Below are 14,723 nucleotides of genomic sequence, written 5' to 3' on the forward strand. Positions count from 1 at the left end.
CCCTGAGACCACCCCTGATGAGAAATGAATGTAGAATCAGGGGGGGCAACAGAGGAGATACACGATGCCCAAAGATACTACCGTTTTACCCTCCAACGAGGTTACCGACCCCGATGAAGAGAAGCGCTCCTACCGCAAATTTAGTGAGGAAGAGAAGCTTCGGATCCTAGCAGAAGCAGAGCAGTGCAAGGAGCCGGGTCAGCTAGGCGAGCTGCTGCGCAAAGAGCAGATCTACAGCTCCCATCTGACCAAATGGCGCCGACAACTGCAAGCACAGGGGCAGGCTGGCCTGAAAGGGAAACAGAGTGGTCGCAAACCGAGCCTAGACAAGCGAGATAAGGAGATAGAGCGTTTAAAGAAGGAAATTCAGCGTCTTAGCCAACGGTTACAGCAGACCGAAGGGGTGATTGCGCTCCAAAAAAAAGCCTTCAGCTTATTGGAGCAGATGAACACAGAGATAAGCTTATGAGATTAGTTGAAAAAGAGTGCCCCAGTTCGGTGAGCATAAGAGCCGCTTGCGATAGCCTAGCGCTCTCGCGTGCAGGCTACTACCGCCGACAGGCTCCGGTTGTCTCCCCCCGAGCGAGCCTTCCAAGACCCGTCGCAGCCAATGCGCTGAGTGAGGCAGAGAGGCAAGCCGTTCTGGGGCTTTTGAACAGCGAACGATTCTATGACCAACCTCCGGCAGAGATCTATGCTAGCCTGCTGGATGAAGGGAAATATTACTGTTCAATCAGTACGATGTATCGGATCCTTCGTGCTAATCAACAGACGGGAGAGCGGCGAGCTCAAAAACCGGCCAAATCACACGCTATCCCCCGATTACGGGCGACCCGCCCGAATGATGTTTGGACATGGGATATCACTAAGCTTCCCACCACAGAGCAGGGTAACTTCTTGAATCTCTATGTGGTGATGGATCTCTACAGCCGTTTTATTGTGGCTTGGATGGTCTCAAGGAAGGAGAATAGTGAGCTCTCCAAGCTGTTAATCAGTGACGCAGCGGCTCGCTATCGGGTCGCGCTCAGTGGCTTAACACTGCATCAGGATAGAGGTGTGCCGATGACCGCCAGAGGCTATCTCGACTTGATGGCCGAACTGGGGATCACCTGCTCCCACAGCCGTCCACGAGTCAGTAACGACAATCCGTTTAGCGAGAGTCAATTTAAAACACTCAAGCAACAACCCGATTATCCTCAACGATTGACAGGAGTTGACCATGCCAGAATATGGTTTAGTGACTATGTTGACTGGTACTGTTTCCACCACCACCATCGAGGGATTGCGTGGTTCACTCCAGAGCAGGTATTTACCGGTCGTTACAAGGAGGTTAGCGAGCAGCGTGAACAGGCGCTGAAGCAGGCCTATCAGCAGCATCCGAAACGCTTTATTCATGGTGAGCCCAAGGTTAAGCAACCCCCTACTGAGGTATGGATTAACCCCGCTCTACCGGAGGAGGGGGTGGGGTCGCTGGAGGTCAACTATCCAACCCTGAATAGAGCGAAGGAGAGATGAGTGACGGTGCCGCTAGTGGGTCTATCGTCGATGGCTTTAGCCGGTTGTGGTGGCTGAATGACAGAGCGTTATCCATAGCCCGCCCCCCGGAGACCCCCTTATTATCGTAGGGGGGCGGGCTGTGGGTAACGCGGTGCAGGAGGGAGGTTCCTAGATTAGGGGTTGCAGTTCGCCTTGCAGCTCCCCCTTGCTGAAGGGCTTGGCTCTTGCGGCAAAGGGCCATGAGGGTCATGTTCGCTCCTTGTTGCGTCATGACTCAACATAGGCGAAATTTACCGGTGAGGGCAGTGGCAATCACCGGCTAGATTTAGAGCTTTATTTTTTTAACAACTGGTCTCAAATTGCTTGACAGCTTCCGCAGGCGCCCTAGACTTATCTGCATCTTCAACCAGCATTAGCCAGCCAACAAAAGGTCGAGGCTGATTACCAAAAGCACCTTCTCTATAAGCTGTCCATAAATCGTGTGCCGTTCCAATGGCCTCTTCAGTTCGGTTATTGAAATTGTTGCCAAATGAAGGACCAACCTGGCTTTTTAATTCGATTGCAGCAATCAACTCTCCTTTATAAATCACCAGAAGATCCCATAACTTGGTGGGACGGAAAAAACCGGGGAGAGTCAAGACTGCATGTTTTTGGTGAATATCAGCATTTTCAAGGCCATTGGCACGGATGATATCAATGATCAAATCGATAAATCCATCCATATTTTTACCAGCCGTAACGCCTGCGCGTTCTCCCTGGTCTAATTTTCCAGATTCTTTCTGTTTTTGTTTTGCCGCGTTTCGATTGCCCCAGAAACCTTTGATTGCTTCACGAGTTTTTGATTCATATTCAACGAGATCAATAGCCATTTTTATTCTCTGTTTCCGCCTAGAGCGGATCGTTCATCTTTGTTTAGATTATATAGTTTAAAAACAATACTGTTGCAGGCATCGATATCCCGAGAGCAAGCGGCGTTAATCAAGTCTTTCCTGATCCCCTCAGATACATCCTGCCAATAAGGAAGGCAGATACGTCGTAAGTATTGAGCTTGAAAGCGCAAATAACCGCCACGCATTTTTGTTGAGTAGGTTGCCACGAAAAGCTTAGACATACTCGAAAGCAATACGGCCTGTAGAGCCCGTAAATCCCAGTTTTCAGAAATAATGTAGTATAGATTGTGGTGGGGATATAGTTGACCGGGTTCGAAAACGATATGAGCTTCGCCCTTAATGTCAGGTATCAAGAGTTTCGGTTTTATAGTTAGCTCAGGCCATATTCTATCGATAGTCCGATACCAGTTTGAAGGCGACTTCTTAGCGCAATGGCGTTTCTTGATGACCTCTTTGCGTTCATCAAGATAACGGGCTAGTTTTGGATAATTCCGCAAATCAACGAGACCGCCATCGTCGGCAAAGGGATTTATAACACCTTGACCCTGCCAGATAACTTCACCTGATTTAATATCACGAGTTGCGACTAATGGCAGTTTTCTATCTGTCTCAACATCAAGGGATTTGAAGTCACCAATAAATGCCTTGTCGGCTCCGGTAGCTACGCCAATGCCGACATTACAACCTGTTTGTTCAAGAGTTGGAAACTGGTTCTCTATTCGCCGAATCAATGACATTTGATCTGATGATTCTAAAAGCCAAGGATCAGAACCACTTAAAATGCCCGCCATTTCTCTTACAACTGATGATTTTGGCAAAACCTCAGAATTTATATCCACGGAAATGGATGAAAGAATTTTCTTATCAATTTTGGGTCGATGGGCAATACGGGTTATGCTGGTTTTTGATTTAGTAAGAACAGTAATCGCGGGATAGGCACTGACCTCGGCATGAAAAGCGTCAGTATCAACCATGTCAACATATGCCTTTAAATAAAAATTCTTTGATATATAGCATCGTAACGGCCCTCCGTATCGATTTTTCATCCAGCGGTCTGCGCATATAAATCCAAGCGCGCCGTTTTTTGTCAAAAGAGATAATGAATGTTCAATAAAAGGGATATACAAATCAGCTCTGTCATACATGGTCTTGTAGCGACAGCGATATTCATTTAGCAACGGGGTAGGAATCAATTCTTGTCGGACATATGGTGGATTACCAACAATAAAGTCAAAGCACATGTCTTTCTTTTCAAGCAAAAAATCGCCTTGACTCAACCATTGGTCAGCAAGTTCGGAAGAAGTCGATAAGGATATACCTTCTTTTGTTAGCCGATTAACTACAGCGTTGCGTGTCGATAAAAAAGTTTTTCGATGCAGTTCAACTCCTCGAATGGCTCTTCCTAATTCTGTCTTTGCATTCGAGGTATTTCCTTCGTTCTTGCGCCATGCAGCAAGCAACCTTTCAATTGCGGGAAGAAGAAAATCGCCCTCTCCAAAAGATGGCTCCAGAATGCTACTAAGATGCAAAGGGCTGCTTTCAACATAGCCGACTAAATCAAGAATGAATTCAACAACCTCAATCCGCGTAAAAATTGCACCGCGTACATCATTCTCGCCATGGGAGGCTAATTCTTCTATTGCATCTGTAACATTTCTTGACCTTGGAATGGTCGAAACGTCGAACAGATCAAATAATGTTGGTTGTATCAGGCTTGGCATATGATCCCCTTTATTCTATCCATTTTTTACCGAAGCCTTTAGGGGCATTTCTCGAAGAATTTTCATCCACTCATCAATTTCATCCCGGTCAAACCGCCACTGGTTTCCAATTTTTGACGCCGGAATTTCACCTTTCTGTGTCATGGCATAGAGTTTAGTCCGGCTCATCTTAAGGTATGCCGCCAGCTCTTCCACGGTCAGCCATTTGTCGTTTTCTGTCATATAAGCCAAAACTCCTTGATAGTCAGAGTTAATATTTGATATTAAAAGATAATAGATGATAACGCAAAAATCAAGGTAATTCCCGGAAATCGGCATGGAAACATCCATTTGCCAGATTCCCACCTAAAAAAAGCAGACGCCTTTCCAACACATTTCAAAGCCTTCCGGTAAGTAATCGCTGAAACCTCCCGCTCGCCCGATGCGATCGGGGCAAATAACAGTGATTGAACCGGAAAATTTGATGGAAATGTTTGCCACTGACCTAGAAAGGCTGGCATTTCTCTTAGAGGCAGATGCGGCTTTCGCTATCGATCCCGATCAACTCGGAGCCGATGCAGCCAAACAGGAAGCTCCCTCTGACTCGAACCAATGCAAAACCCGCTTTTTTCAAAGCGAGCAATAGGTCTTTACCCGTTAAACTCGGAAGAGATGTCATGCCGCAACGGAAATCCTTTGAACGCCAACAAAATCAAGTGATTCATGTGTTCCCCCCTGAACTTCCAAACAAAGCTCAATGGCTTCACGAATCCGTTCCATCAGCATATCCAGAGTGCAGCGCCTTGTTAGCTGCTTTTTCTTTTTTCATTGCTTCTATTATTGATTCAGCGATCACCTTTCCGAAAACGGGTGGCACTGCATTCCCAATTTGTAAGTTTTTAGATGTTTTGCTCCCGTAAAAAAGATAGCTGTCTGGAAATCCTTGCAATCTAGCGCCCTCTCTCGTACTCAAGGCGCGATTTTGATATGGGTGCACACACCTTGATGATGATGGCGTTCCAAAGTTCCTTGTTATTGTCGGAGCAGGTTGATCTGGGAGTAACCTTGCATATGTATTTGCAAAATATTTTTTTGGTCTAAGTCTTTCTGGTAAGTCATTTACGCTACCTCCCGCAGGAATTAACGAAAGTATTTCGAGCATTTTTTCTCCGTAGTTAGAGCTATTATGCTCAGTTAGAGCCTTCTCTCTCATGCCTTTTCTCATGTCTTCTTGGTAGAGATTTTGAGGTGGCAGAGAATAACAGGAAATGCTGTCGTTTGCGCTTAATTTAGGCAAATCAGAAATTGCATCCATTAAAGTCAATTTATCTTTTAATCCGAAAAGATTTTGACCCAAACTATGTGTGGGATATGGTAAACACACTGAACATCTCCCTTTCTTCCATCCGACCACGATGGTTCGCTTTCTTATTTGTGGAAGACCAAAGTCTGATGCCTCAAGTATTGCTGAATGACTATCATAGCCTAATTCTCTTAATTCAGATATAAGTGTATTATATGCTTTGCCGTCATACATATTTTTGAAGCCTGATACATTTTCAAAAATTACATAACTGGGGTTTAACTCTTTAACTGCTCGTAAGTATTCATAAAACAAGCTGTTCCTAGGATCCTTTTCATTCTTAGAGCCCACGGTACTAAACCCCTGACACGGAGGACCGCCTGATAGTAAATCAATTTTGGATATGCCTAGGTTTTCTACCTCATCTTTGAAATTAATGTTATGTATATCATCACACAAAACTTTCGTCTCAGGATGATTTAACTTAAATGTGGTAGCAAAGTCATTTTCGATCTCATTTGCTAAAACAATTTTGAAGCCTGCTTTTTCCAAGCCAATACTAAGTCCTCCCGCCCCAGAAAAAAGCTCTACTGCTATCGGTCTATTCATATAGATAACTCCAAATCAGAAAAACAAGGAGCCGGATCTAGTAGTCTCCACTTGAAGTAGTTCTGATCTATTGCAAAAACACTTTGTCCTTCCATTGGCTGCCTAGTTACAAAGTTAACATCGTCATCCTCAATAGAGTCGAGCTGAACAAAAGCAACTTGACCGTTGAAAAGGTCAATATGGATACAGATAGAGTGCTCTCCTGTTTCCTCAAATACTCTACGCGCCTCTCTGACTTTATGTTCTTTGATGTCATTAATTCCCTGAAATCCAGATTGAACTTCTATTCTGACTCGTTGATTATCTTTTGTTATTTCTAAGTCAGCCTTAGGACTTCTTCTGAATGTATCAATATCCCGCAAATCATCATCACCAATTTGATTGATTGAAGTTATTGAGACTTCAAATATTCCTGCGATTGCAGGAGTAAACAGTTCTGCTACGACATACCCCCTTAGCCAAGAAAACAGGACCTGTTCAGGTCTTCTTCCTTGATTGTTTAACCTAGGCAATAAACCCGAGCTCTTTATCGTCTCAAATGGATGTAGTATATTTTTACGGACAAAATCATCGATATTTTTGATGTTAATAGATTTGTTTCCAATAGCACTGACTTTAGAAGAAATCTCTTTCAACCTTTGATTTAGATTGTCTATATATTCGTAATCTACTCCTGCTGGGACATCTTTTCCTGAGAGGAATATTTTCGCATCATTTTGATTTGTGAAGCCTATAGACTCTCTGTATCTTTTAAAATATTTTGCTGGGCTTTCATTCATTTTTCTTTTCCTTTTTTTGTGAGCTAACAAGTTATTAAACAGCCTCTGTATAACTCCGCTACAGACCCGCTTATTCCCTCTTCCTGACAGCCAGAACCGCGAATGTCTAACGGGTTAACTCCAGAATTAGCAGGATCACCAGAAACCGCTGATCATTCACAATGCTTTGACTATCTACCCAAACAAGTATATCAACTCCGCATCTTCTGTCCAGCGAAACCCCTGATGCTTCAGGCTCTTGTGCCAAATGCGCCTGTTCCAGCTAACCTTACGGTTAACGCTGATTCACTAAGCGCTGCGGAAGCTGTCAAGCAATTTGAGACCAGTTGTTAAAAAAATAAAGCTCTAAATCTAGCCGGTGATTGCCACTGCCCTCACCGGCAAATTTCGCCTATGTTGAGTCATGACGCAACAAGGAGCGAACATGACCCTCATGGCCCTTTGCCGCAAGAGCCAAGCCCTTCAGCAAGGGGGAGCTGCAAGGCGAACTGCAACCCCTAATCTAGGAACCTCCCTCCTGCACCGCGTTACCCACAGCCCGCCCCCCTACGATAATAAGGGGGTCTCCGGGGGGCGGGCTATGGATAACGCTCTGTCATTCAGCCACCACAACCGGCTAAAGCCATCGACGATAGACCCACTAGCGGCACCGTCACTCATCTCTCCTTCGCTCTATTCAGGGTTGGATAGTTGACCTCCAGCGACCCCACCCCCTCCTCCGGTAGAGCGGGGTTAATCCATACCTCAGTAGGGGGTTGCTTAACCTTGGGCTCACCATGAATAAAGCGTTTCGGATGCTGCTGATAGGCCTGCTTCAGCGCCTGTTCACGCTGCTCGCTAACCTCCTTGTAACGACCGGTAAATACCTGCTCTGGAGTGAACCACGCAATCCCTCGATGGTGGTGGTGGAAACAGTACCAGTCAACATAGTCACTAAACCATATTCTGGCATGGTCAACTCCTGTAAATCGTTGAGGATAATCGGGTTGTTGCTTGAGTGTTTTAAATTGACTCTCGCTAAACGGATTGTCGTTACTGACTCGTGGACGGCTGTGGGAGCAGGTGATCCCCAGTTCGGCCATCAAGTCGAGATAGCCTCTGGCGGTCATCGGCACACCTCTATCCTGATGCAGTGTTAAGCCACTGAGCGCGACCCGATAGCGAGCCGCTGCGTCACTGATTAACAGCTTGGAGAGCTCACTATTCTCCTTCCTTGAGACCATCCAAGCCACAATAAAACGGCTGTAGAGATCCATCACCACATAGAGATTCAAGAAGTTACCCTGCTCTGTGGTGGGAAGCTTAGTGATATCCCATGTCCAAACCTCATTCGGGCGGGTCGCCCGTAATCGGGGGATAGCGTGTGATTTGGCCGGTTTTTGAGCTCGCCGCTCTCCCGTCTGTTGATTAGCACGAAGGATCCGATACATCGTACTGATTGAACAGTAATATTTCCCTTCATCCAGCAGGCTAGCATAGATCTCTGCCGGAGGTTGGTCATAGAATCGTTCGCTGTTCAAAAGCCCCAGAACGGCTTGCCTCTCTGCCTCACTCAGCGCATTGGCTGCGACGGGTCTTGGAAGGCTCGCTCGGGGGGAGACAACCGGAGCCTGTCGGCGGTAGTAGCCTGCACGCGAGAGCGCTAGGCTATCGCAAGCGGCTCTTATGCTCACCGAACTGGGGCACTCTTTTTCAACTAATCTCATAAGCTTATCTCTGTGTTCATCTGCTCCAATAAGCTGAAGGCTTTTTTTTGGAGCGCAATCACCCCTTCGGTCTGCTGTAACCGTTGGCTAAGACGCTGAATTTCCTTCTTTAAACGCTCTATCTCCTTATCTCGCTTGTCTAGGCTCGGTTTGCGACCACTCTGTTTCCCTTTCAGGCCAGCCTGCCCCTGTGCTTGCAGTTGTCGGCGCCATTTGGTCAGATGGGAGCTGTAGATCTGCTCTTTGCGCAGCAGCTCGCCTAGCTGACCCGGCTCCTTGCACTGCTCTGCTTCTGCTAGGATCCGAAGCTTCTCTTCCTCACTAAATTTGCGGTAGGAGCGCTTCTCTTCATCGGGGTCGGTAACCTCGTTGGAGGGTAAAACGGTAGTATCTTTGGGCATCGTGTATCTCCTCTGTTGCCCCCCTGATTCTACATTCATTTCTCATCAGGGGTGGTCTCAGGGTATCTTGACACTCAGGGGCTGTGACGACTCTCTCCAGAGACAAGCACCACCTCAGCTGCCACCATTGAGTCGAGAAACTCTCGCGCAAACTGCACGAGTGACTCGTTTAAGGGTACCCCTAACTGCTCGCAGAGCTGCTCTAGTACCTGAGTGAGCGGCTGTTGCGCTGCGAGTCGCTGTAGCAGTTGCAGCGTTATCGGGTTAATCGCAATAAATGTCACCTCATCGGCACGGTTACGAATCACGGCAAAACAGTAAGGTTCGGTGGCGCTTGCCGTCGGTAGTCGGTTCGGTTGAATGGTGTGTACCGGCCACTGGTAACAGCCAAGCTGTAGTGTTGGGTTGATAATTGGCCACTCTCGATTCGCATCGCGCTGTTTGAGCGGCTCCTCTAGTCGCGCCGGATGGATCTCTGCCGCTAGCTCTAGCCACTCGTAGTGCATAAATTCCCATAACCAAGGGAGCTGCGGCATTAGCTCTGTTGCCTTCGGCTGCAACCATGCTAAGAAGGTGGCGGGTATATCCCGAAACAGCGGTGAGGTGGGTCTCATCTCGGTAAACGACTGCTCTAGTAGTCGCTGCCATTGCGCCCTATCGACAATTTGCCGAGTCAAGGGAAAGCAGCTATCGACAAAGATCTGAAAGTTGTTAAAGACTAGGCGACGATAGACCGCCATACGCTCGCTATCGGTCTCTGGCGGTAGGTGGTTCGGATCAGGCTGACGCAGCCAGGCGGCAAACTGGCGCTGATAGTCGCTCCATTTAGGCTGCATCGGCACAACGCCTCGCCTGCTGTTGCAGATAGGTGATACGCTCCACTTGGGGGAGCAATACGGCTAGGGGGGGGATATTAAAATCGCGCTCTAACAGTGTCGGATGGACGCCGAGGTGGTTATAGCTCTGCTCAAGGAGCTGCCATACCGGTTCGATGACATCGGCACCATGGGTATCGATAATCAGATCGGGCGCTTGCTGATAGTGTCCTGCCATGTGCATATAGACCACCCGTTCAGGGGGGAGTTGTTGAATAAAGGTGAGCGGATTAAAGCCGAAATTGACGCTATTGACATAGACATTGTTGACATCTAGGTGCAGATCGCAGTCGGCCTGCTCTAGCACCGCGTTAATAAATTCAGCCTCACTCATGGAACAGATCGGTGCTGTAACATAGAAAGAGGCGTTCTCAAGCGCAATTCGGCGCTGCAATATCTCTTGCACTCGACGGATACGGCTAGCAACATACGCCACCGCTTCATCGGTAAAGGGGATCGGCAGGAGATCGTAGAGGTGCCCCTCGTCACTACACCAAGAGAGGTGCTCGGTGTAGCGCTCAATCTGGTGCTCATCGAGAAAGGCGGCGATACGGCTAACGAAGCGCTCATCAAGTGGGGCGGGGCTGCCAAGCGAGAGCGACAGACCGTGAGCCACAACAGGGCGTTGTGCCCTCAGCCGTTGTAGCTGTTTTCGGCGCAGGCCACCGAGCTCCATCCAGTTCTCTGGCGCTAGCTCAAAGAACTGAATCGACTCGGGGATGGCGCGGCCAAGCTCCTCTAAATGCTCACGCCGCAACCCCAGCCCCGCCCCGTCAATAGAGTGTGCCATCCATCGCCCTCTACTTAGCTGCTACCGCACTTCGCTTCGCCGCATTTGGCCTCTTGGCTTTTGGCGGGCGGGGTGGCAGCGCCGCACTTCGCCTCGCCACACTTAGCCTCTTGGCTCTTGGCAGGAGCGGCAGCACCACACTTGGCCTCGCCACATTTGGCCTCGCTATTTTTGCCCTCTTCGCTGGTGGCGCCACACTTCGCTTCAGCCTCCTTACCTCCACACTGGCCATCACCGGCTTTACCGTGAGCGCCGGCAACCATGTAGCCTGAGCTCATCACGCTGGCGCTAAAGGGGTTCGCTGATATATCGGCTTGGGCGGCGGTCGCAGCAGCGCCTAGCGTTGCCGCAGTTAGAGCTAAAGAGAGGGTATTTAATCGATTCATGGGTATCTCCAAGGTATTGTCTAGGTAAAACATAACGGGTTAACTGCCATTTGGCAGATGATTACGGATACGCTGCCGCATCTCTGTCGGCATGGTCGGTCCATCCCTATCGCTCTCCTCAGCTGAGGTGAGGCGAGAAGTCAGACCGCTTAATGCACGCTGCAAAAGATTAATTTGACGCGCAAAGCGGCGGCAGTTATGACACATCATCAGGTGCATACGCAAACCCCAGTGTGTAAAAGAGGGGAGTCGCTGCTCCTGTCGCTGTGAAATGAGTGCTGTCGCCTGTTTGCAGTTAAGCATAAATCCCCCCTGTTAACGCCAGTGGTTATCAAAGCAGTGCCTGAGCCCCATACGAGCTCGATAGAGCATTGTCCATAAGTTAGTCGCACTAATCTGTAACTCCTGACAGATATTTTCGCTCTTTTGTTCAAAAATCTCCTTCATGAGGAAAATTTGTTGTAGCCGTTGTGGTAGATGGCCTAAACAGAGCTGTATCACCTGCCAAAACTGCCCCTGTTGCAGCATCTTTTCTGGATCTCCCCACTCCTTTAAGTTGGCGCTCCAATGGCCACTCTCTTTGAAACTTTTGTCAATCAGGTTATCTAGCGCCTGCTCATCAGACGACTCATCCTCTAGCAGCGTCTCCCGCTGACAACGGCGAAAGTAGTCGATCGCCTTGTTTTTTAAAATCCCGATTAACCAAGTGCGAATAGAGGCTTTGCCACTATAGTTAGGGTAACTCTCAATCGCAGCTAGTAGTGTCTCCTGCACTAACTCCTCGGCTTGATGAGGCGTGCGACACTGAAGCAGCGCATAACGATAGAGCGCATCGCCATGCTCTTGTAGCCACTGCTGAGCAAAGTGGGCGGTCTGTGGTTGATTCATGAGAGATAGTCTAACTCCATCGCAGGGGCGGGAGTGTTTGCCACAACGCCAGCAACCGCTGCCACCAACCCTGGTTCTCTACTTCGGCTCGAACGGTTTGGGGTGGGGGCGTTTTAGGGCGATGCTGTGCTCTGTCTTTTTTATCTCGCATTAACTGCTGCTGCAACCTTTGCACCTGAAAGTGATCTATTGGTATCGGCCGATATCGAGTGACGCTGTGGCTCTGGTGGCCGCCACTAAACCGGGGGGTACTGCACATAGTGAAATCCTCTGTTGTGAACCATTAATGGTGACCATTGGTCGAAATAAAACCGAAAACCTGACACTTTTTTGTCAGGAGTTGCGACGATTTCCGACCAAGAGTCACTATCAACTTCATATTTTCAGGAGCAGAGACGATGATTCAGATCCTACTTAAACTACAGGCCCTATTTAACTTAAGCCGCCATGCTGATTTTATGGCACCACTACTACTACGACTCTATTTAGCACCCATCTTCTGGATGGCGGGCACCAATAAACTAAGCCATATAGAGAGTACTATTGAGTGGTTTGGTAATAGTGAGTGGGGGTTAGGGCTCCCTTTTCCGGTGGCCATGGCCTGGCTAGCTGCGTTAACCGAGATAGCTGGGGCTATTCTGCTCATTGCAGGAGCCGCAGTTCGCTACATTTCAATCCCGCTGATGGTGACGATGGTTGTTGCTGCCGTCACCGTCCACTGGCAGAACGGGTGGCTGGCGATTGCTGAAGGGACTAACAGCCTCTTCGCGAATGATCGCTCTATTGGTGCCATTGAGCGGCTGGATCGGGCAAAAGAGATTCTGCGCGAACATGGACACTATAGCTGGCTAACTGAAAATGGCTCGTTTGCGATACTGAATAACGGTATTGAGTTTGCCGCCACCTATTTTGTGATGCTGCTGACGCTCTTTTTTATCGGCGCGGGGCGATTTGTCAGTATCGACTACTGGGTTGCGCTGCGTATAGCAGCGTCAAAGCCCTAACCGCTGCTGCGCCTCCTCAATCGCCGCATCAATATAGCCGCCAAACAGCTCTGGGGTCATTAGGCCGATCAGCTTTTCACTCAACTCTCGCCCGTGGCTATCTAGAAAGAGTAGCGTCGGGGTGACATAGGCGCGGTAGCGGCGACTAAAGCGCTGGCTATCGACGCTCTGCGCTTGAAAATCGATAAGGGTCGGGGTGGTATCGAGCTCCAGTTTGGCAACGATAATCTTGTCATCATACTCACCGCTCAGTAGGAGCGGGCGCACAAACTCCCGCTCCACTCGCACGCAGTAGCCGCAGTGGCTGGCCGATACCATAAGTAGAATCGGTAGCTGTTGCGTTAGTGCTCGTTGCCCTAAGCGGTACAAGTTATCGACCTGTTCGACCTCAATTGCCATTATCTTCTCCTGCAGGGTCTGGTTTTCATCACAGCTAGGGTAAAATAGCCCCTTTTAACCGTTTAATCCACCACGGAGTCGCTATGGAACTATCCTCACTCACCGCACTCTCACCCATCGATGGCCGCTATGGCAACAAAACCGCTGCTCTACGCCCCATTTTTAGCGAGTATGGCCTTATCTATCGTCGCGTTTTAGTCGAAATCCGCTGGTTACAGGCACTTTCCGAGTGTAATGAGATTACCGAAGTCCCCCCCTTCAGTGACGCGACTCAGCAGCAGCTAGAGCAGATTCTCAGCCAATTTTCAGCTCAGGATGCCGAGCAGGTCAAGCAGATTGAGCGAACGACGAATCACGATGTTAAAGCGGTCGAATATTTTTTGAAAGAGCGGATTGGCGCTCATCGCGAGTTAGCGCAGGTGGGCGAGTTTATCCACTTCGCCGCGACCTCTGAAGATATTAATAATCTCGCCTATGCGCTGATGCTAAAGCAGGGGCGCGATGAGATTCTGCTACCACAGTTAGAGGAGCTGATTGAAGCCACGACTCGGCTAGCTCACGAGAATAGCGCCGCCGCGATGCTCTCCCGCACTCATGGCCAGCCGGCCACTCCGACCACTATGGGCAAGGAGATCGCCAATGTGGTCTATCGGCTACGGCGGCAGCGAGATCAGATCGCCGCAGTGGCAATTTTAGGTAAGATCAACGGCGCGGTCGGTAACTATAACGCCCACCTCTGTAGCTATCCTGAGATCGATTGGCAGCTATTTGCTGAGCGTTTTGTCACCTCGCTCGGCCTGAGCTGGAACCCCTACACGACCCAAATCGAGCCGCACGACTATATCGCCGAGCTATTTGATGCCGTAGCCCGCTTTAATACTATTTTAATCGATTTTGATCGCGATATCTGGAGCTACATATCCAATAACTACTTTAAGCAGAAGACAGTCGCTGGCGAAGTCGGTTCATCGACCATGCCACATAAAGTTAATCCCATCGATTTTGAGAATTCGGAGGGCAATTTAGGGGTCGCTAACGCGCTATTTCACCACTTAGCGACCAAGCTGCCTATCTCGCGCTGGCAGCGTGATCTCACCGATTCAACCGTGCTACGCAATCTAGGTGTCGGTCTCGGCTATAGTCTGATTGCCTATCAATCGACACTGCGCGGAATCGCTAAGCTGGAGCTCAATCCGGCGGCATTAGCGGCCGATCTCGATAGCAACTGGGAGGTGCTGGCCGAGGCGATTCAGACGGTGATGCGCCGTTACGGCATTGAACAGCCGTACGAGAGGCTCAAAGCGTTAACTCGCGGCAAACGAGTCGATGCGAGCGCGATGGCGCAATTTATCGATACCCTTGAGCTACCCCCGCTAGTCAAACAGCAGTTAAAGCAGCTCACCCCCGCTAGCTATCTCGGTAATGCGAGGCAGCAGGCAAAGAGAATATAGGTTCCGGCCCCGACCGCTCCCCCGCTGAAGGAGCTCAGCGGGGTG

The 14,723-nt window shown here is 49.1% G+C and carries 16 protein-coding genes and 2 pseudogenes; 4 read left to right on the forward strand and 14 right to left on the reverse strand.

The features are described from left to right. Positions 1-64 precede the first annotated feature (64 nt). Together D5085_05515 and D5085_05520 are read left to right on the forward strand one after the other, a co-directional pair. Positions 65-469 carry a hypothetical protein gene (locus D5085_05515; GenBank protein QEP42638.1) on the forward strand — a complete coding sequence of 135 codons (405 nt, stop codon included), beginning with the start codon at positions 65-67 and terminating at the stop codon, positions 467-469. Continuing rightward, on the forward strand, positions 466-1,515 hold the full coding sequence (locus tag D5085_05520) for an IS3 family transposase (protein QEP42639.1): 1,050 nt from the start codon (positions 466-468) through the stop codon (positions 1,513-1,515). The genes D5085_05515 and D5085_05520 overlap by 4 nt, the downstream gene beginning before the upstream one ends. Positions 1,516-1,877: 362 nt before the next feature. On the opposite strand, the pseudogene D5085_05525 reads toward D5085_05520, so the two are convergent. The 13 genes and pseudogenes from D5085_05525 to D5085_05585 all read right to left on the reverse strand — a co-directional run bounded on the left by D5085_05525 (position 1,878) and on the right by D5085_05585 (position 11,824). After that, a pseudogene (locus D5085_05525) lies at positions 1,878-2,366 on the reverse strand (restriction endonuclease). Between the two features lie 2 nt (positions 2,367-2,368). Further along, the gene (locus D5085_05530; GenBank protein QEP42640.1) at positions 2,369-4,108 is read right to left on the reverse strand and encodes a modification methylase PaeR7I; all 1,740 of its coding nucleotides are present in this window, start codon (positions 4,106-4,108) and stop codon (positions 2,369-2,371) included. A gap of 15 nt (positions 4,109-4,123) precedes the next feature. Further along, positions 4,124-4,330: a DNA-binding protein gene (locus tag D5085_05535; protein ID QEP42641.1), complete on the reverse strand. Its 207-nt coding sequence runs from the start codon at positions 4,328-4,330 to the stop codon at positions 4,124-4,126. Positions 4,331-4,762: 432 nt separating this feature from the next. Next, positions 4,763-4,894 (reverse strand): annotated as a pseudogene (locus D5085_05540) (type II toxin-antitoxin system HicB family antitoxin). Then, positions 4,851-5,999: a DNA cytosine methyltransferase gene (locus D5085_05545; GenBank protein QEP42642.1), complete on the reverse strand. Its 1,149-nt coding sequence runs from the start codon at positions 5,997-5,999 to the stop codon at positions 4,851-4,853. The pseudogene D5085_05540 and the gene D5085_05545 overlap by 44 nt, the downstream one beginning before the upstream one ends. Next, positions 5,996-6,778 (reverse strand): restriction endonuclease, encoded by a 783-nt coding sequence (locus D5085_05550; protein QEP42643.1) that lies wholly within the window; start codon positions 6,776-6,778, stop codon positions 5,996-5,998. The genes D5085_05545 and D5085_05550 overlap by 4 nt, the downstream gene beginning before the upstream one ends. 656 nt (positions 6,779-7,434) lie before the next feature. Next, entirely contained in the window at positions 7,435-8,484 is a 1,050-nt protein-coding gene (locus D5085_05555) for an IS3 family transposase (protein QEP42644.1), read from the reverse strand. Continuing rightward, positions 8,481-8,924 carry a hypothetical protein gene (locus tag D5085_05560; GenBank protein ID QEP42645.1) on the reverse strand — a complete coding sequence of 148 codons (444 nt, stop codon included), beginning with the start codon at positions 8,922-8,924 and terminating at the stop codon, positions 8,481-8,483. The genes D5085_05555 and D5085_05560 overlap by 4 nt, the downstream gene beginning before the upstream one ends. Before the next feature lie 35 nt (positions 8,925-8,959). Further along, on the reverse strand, positions 8,960-9,721 hold the full coding sequence (locus D5085_05565; protein ID QEP42646.1) for a hypothetical protein: 762 nt from the start codon (positions 9,719-9,721) through the stop codon (positions 8,960-8,962). Next, positions 9,711-10,550 carry a DUF692 domain-containing protein gene (locus D5085_05570; protein QEP42647.1) on the reverse strand — a complete coding sequence of 280 codons (840 nt, stop codon included), beginning with the start codon at positions 10,548-10,550 and terminating at the stop codon, positions 9,711-9,713. Before D5085_05570 ends, D5085_05565 begins: the two co-directional genes overlap by 11 nt. Positions 10,551-10,564: 14 nt before the next feature. Further along, positions 10,565-10,936 (reverse strand): low-complexity protein, encoded by a 372-nt coding sequence (locus D5085_05575; protein QEP42648.1) that lies wholly within the window; start codon positions 10,934-10,936, stop codon positions 10,565-10,567. A 39-nt stretch (positions 10,937-10,975) separates the two neighbouring features. Beyond that, complete coding sequence (locus tag D5085_05580) at positions 10,976-11,239, reverse strand: zf-HC2 domain-containing protein (protein ID QEP42649.1); 264 nt, start codon at positions 11,237-11,239, stop codon at positions 10,976-10,978. A gap of 12 nt (positions 11,240-11,251) precedes the next feature. Then, positions 11,252-11,824 (reverse strand): sigma-70 family RNA polymerase sigma factor, encoded by a 573-nt coding sequence (locus D5085_05585; protein QEP42650.1) that lies wholly within the window; start codon positions 11,822-11,824, stop codon positions 11,252-11,254. A 398-nt stretch (positions 11,825-12,222) separates the two neighbouring features. Between D5085_05585 and D5085_05590 the strand changes: the two genes are divergently transcribed. Beyond that, positions 12,223-12,828 carry a DoxX family protein gene (locus D5085_05590; protein ID QEP42651.1) on the forward strand — a complete coding sequence of 202 codons (606 nt, stop codon included), beginning with the start codon at positions 12,223-12,225 and terminating at the stop codon, positions 12,826-12,828. Here D5085_05590 and D5085_05595 read toward each other — a convergent pair. Then, a complete protein-coding gene (locus tag D5085_05595; protein QEP42652.1) occupies positions 12,817-13,227 on the reverse strand; it encodes a hypothetical protein in 411 nt (136 codons plus the stop codon). The genes D5085_05590 and D5085_05595 overlap by 12 nt on opposite strands. 83 nt (positions 13,228-13,310) lie before the next feature. Here D5085_05595 and D5085_05600 point away from each other — a divergent pair, with 83 nt between their 5' ends. Next, entirely contained in the window at positions 13,311-14,678 is a 1,368-nt protein-coding gene (locus tag D5085_05600; GenBank protein ID QEP42653.1) for an adenylosuccinate lyase, read from the forward strand. The last annotated feature ends 45 nt before the right edge of the window (positions 14,679-14,723 follow it).

Source organism: Ectothiorhodospiraceae bacterium BW-2 (genome assembly GCA_008375315.1).
In the GTDB taxonomy this organism is placed as follows: Bacteria; Pseudomonadota; Gammaproteobacteria; order Thiohalomonadales; family Thiohalomonadaceae; genus BW-2.

Excerpts from the sequence above, each read along its gene's own strand:
- D5085_05515 (QEP42638.1), top strand. The coding sequence starts at position 65 with ATGCCCAAAGATACTACCGTTTTACCCTCCAACGAGGTTACCGACCCC.
- D5085_05595 (QEP42652.1), bottom strand. The coding sequence starts at position 13,227 with ATGGCAATTGAGGTCGAACAGGTCGATAACTTGTACCGCTTAGGGCAA.
- D5085_05520 (QEP42639.1), top strand. The coding sequence starts at position 466 with ATGAGATTAGTTGAAAAAGAGTGCCCCAGTTCGGTGAGCATAAGAGCC.
- D5085_05585 (QEP42650.1), bottom strand. The coding sequence starts at position 11,824 with ATGAATCAACCACAGACCGCCCACTTTGCTCAGCAGTGGCTACAAGAG.
- D5085_05550 (QEP42643.1), bottom strand. The coding sequence starts at position 6,778 with ATGAATGAAAGCCCAGCAAAATATTTTAAAAGATACAGAGAGTCTATA.
- D5085_05555 (QEP42644.1), bottom strand. The coding sequence starts at position 8,484 with ATGAGATTAGTTGAAAAAGAGTGCCCCAGTTCGGTGAGCATAAGAGCC.
- D5085_05545 (QEP42642.1), bottom strand. The coding sequence starts at position 5,999 with ATGAATAGACCGATAGCAGTAGAGCTTTTTTCTGGGGCGGGAGGACTT.
- D5085_05580 (QEP42649.1), bottom strand. The coding sequence starts at position 11,239 with ATGCTTAACTGCAAACAGGCGACAGCACTCATTTCACAGCGACAGGAG.
- D5085_05560 (QEP42645.1), bottom strand. The coding sequence starts at position 8,924 with ATGAATGTAGAATCAGGGGGGCAACAGAGGAGATACACGATGCCCAAA.
- D5085_05600 (QEP42653.1), top strand. The coding sequence starts at position 13,311 with ATGGAACTATCCTCACTCACCGCACTCTCACCCATCGATGGCCGCTAT.
- D5085_05535 (QEP42641.1), bottom strand. The coding sequence starts at position 4,330 with ATGACAGAAAACGACAAATGGCTGACCGTGGAAGAGCTGGCGGCATAC.
- D5085_05530 (QEP42640.1), bottom strand. The coding sequence starts at position 4,108 with ATGCCAAGCCTGATACAACCAACATTATTTGATCTGTTCGACGTTTCG.
- D5085_05590 (QEP42651.1), top strand. The coding sequence starts at position 12,223 with ATGATTCAGATCCTACTTAAACTACAGGCCCTATTTAACTTAAGCCGC.
- D5085_05575 (QEP42648.1), bottom strand. The coding sequence starts at position 10,936 with ATGAATCGATTAAATACCCTCTCTTTAGCTCTAACTGCGGCAACGCTA.
- D5085_05565 (QEP42646.1), bottom strand. The coding sequence starts at position 9,721 with ATGCAGCCTAAATGGAGCGACTATCAGCGCCAGTTTGCCGCCTGGCTG.
- D5085_05570 (QEP42647.1), bottom strand. The coding sequence starts at position 10,550 with ATGGCACACTCTATTGACGGGGCGGGGCTGGGGTTGCGGCGTGAGCAT.